This is a genomic window from Massilia sp. P2_C2 (assembly GCF_056404615.1).
In genome coordinates, this window is sequence record NZ_JBFUDR010000546.1 from 1 (window position 1) to 2,051 (window position 2,051).

At 69.7% G+C, this 2,051-nt stretch carries 1 protein-coding gene; it reads left to right on the forward strand.

Annotated features, from left to right (window positions below; genetic code table 11):
• Positions 1-215: 215 nt before the first annotated feature.
• Positions 216-2,051, forward strand: a 1,836-nt coding sequence (locus tag AC1DYX_RS30655; RefSeq protein WP_477265926.1) for a DUF4132 domain-containing protein, incomplete at its 3' end; no start/stop codon positions are given.

The window sequence follows — 2,051 nt, forward strand, 5'->3', positions numbered from 1 at the left end:
AGACAACACCGTGCTGGCCATGGACGCCGTCGACCTGCTGCTGGCCAACCGCGCGCAGTTGCTGGAACGCCTGCGCCAGGGCGCCGAAGAGGAAGCGGCGGCGAACCGCGACGCCAAACATTCCTTCCGCTTCCGGCGCGACCATTACACACGTTACCTCCAGCTGAAGGAAGGCCGCCTGCGCGACGCCATGCGCCCTGAACGGCGAGCCGGACGTGGATGGTCGGAAGATACTGGGCGATCCGAACGTGGTCGAAACCATCGTGTTCGGCGGGCGCGTCCAGGCACGGCCCGACTTCGGCATGCTGCAGGCACTGCGCCTGCAGGCCGGCGCCAACCGGCGCGACGACTGGCTCTGGCCCGCACCGCTGTTCGCCGCATGGTGGCAACGCCAGGATCCGTCCCGGCTCGACCTGCGCCAGTTGGGCGACGCCGCCGCACGCTGCGGCTATCCGCCCGACGTACTCGCGCAGGCATGTCTGCGCACCTCGTGGTACCGCGCTGCCCTGCCCCAGTCCGTGCTGCCGCCCGAGCGCGTGTGGCCGCACCTGGCGCAATATCCCGAACTGATCGACGAGGGCCTGGGCATGGCCCACGCCGACCGCCCGCGCTACCATAACCTGGACCTCGGCCAGACCTTGTCCGCGCTCGACACATTCCCGGTCGTGCCGGCCCGCTGGCTGCCGCGCGTGATGGAAATCGCGCTGGGTGACTCGAAAACATACCGCCTGGACGCCCAGCGGATACTGGCCAAGCTGCCGGAAATCGGCAAACGCGTCGTCGAGGCGCTCGACGCGGGCAAGCAGGAGGTGCGCATCGAAGCCGCGCGCTGGCTGGCCAGGATGGACTACCGTGCGGGCATCCCGGCCCTGACCGCGGCGCTCGACAAGGAAGCCCGGGAAACCGTCAGCGCCGAACTGTTGACGGCACTGGAAAAACTGGGCGAGGACATCGGCCCCCGGCTGGCGCCCGACGTGCTCCTCAGGCAGGCGCGCAAGGGCCTGAAGGCGAAGCCGCCCGCCGGCATCGCATGGCTCAACCTGGACCTGCTGCCCGCCTGCGCCTGGCAGGACGGCAGCCCCGTCGAACCGGACATCGTGCGCTGGTGGGTCATCCTTGCCGCCAGGCTGAAGGAGCCCGCCGCGAACGCGCTGCTGGTGCGCTACCTCGGTCTGCTCGACGCCGCCAGCCGCGCGGCGCTGGGCCGCTTCCTGCTGCACCAGTTCATCGCCCGCGACACGGCCCACCCGCCGCTGGAAGAAGCCGTCGCCTTCGCGCAGCAGGAGGCGCCGGGCCGCTGGCAGAGCTACCAACAGCTGGGGCAGCAGTATCCGCAATACTACGGGGCGCAAGCCGCCCTGACGCCGGAACAGGTGTTCGAACAGGCCAAGCGCGAAAAACTGTCGGAATACCTGGGCAGTGCGATCGGCGAAAAAGGCCTCCTCGCGCTCACCTGCGGCGCGCCGGGGCACGAGCTGGTCGACGCGATCCGCGCCTACATGCGCGACCACTACGTGCGGCGCGCCCAGATCGAGGCGATGCTGGAAGCAGCCGCCATGTCCGACGATCCGGCCGTGATCCAGTTCATCCTCGCCGTCGCCCGCCGCTACCGCACGGCGTCGGTGCTGCAGAAGGCACGCACGCTCGTCGAGCGCATCGCCGACCGCAACGGCTGGACGTCCGACCAGCTGGCCGATCGCACCGTCCCGACCGGCGGCCTGGACGAGTCCGGCCGCATGCTCTTCCAGTATGGCGCGCGCGAATTCACGGTCGTGCTGGACGCGAAGCTCAAGCCGGTGCTGCACAATGCCGAGGGCAAGGCCATCGCCGCCCTGCCCGCCGCGCGCCAGAGCGATCCGCCGGAATCGATCAAGGAAGGCAAGCAGCTGTTCACGGCGTGCAAGAAGGAAGTCAGGCAGGTCATCGACCTGCAGACGGCGCGCCTGTACGAAGCGATGTGCACGGGGCGCACCTGGCCCGCGGCCGAATGGAACGACTACCTGCGCCGCCATCCCGTCGTCGGCCGCCTCGTGCAGCGCCTGGCCTGGACC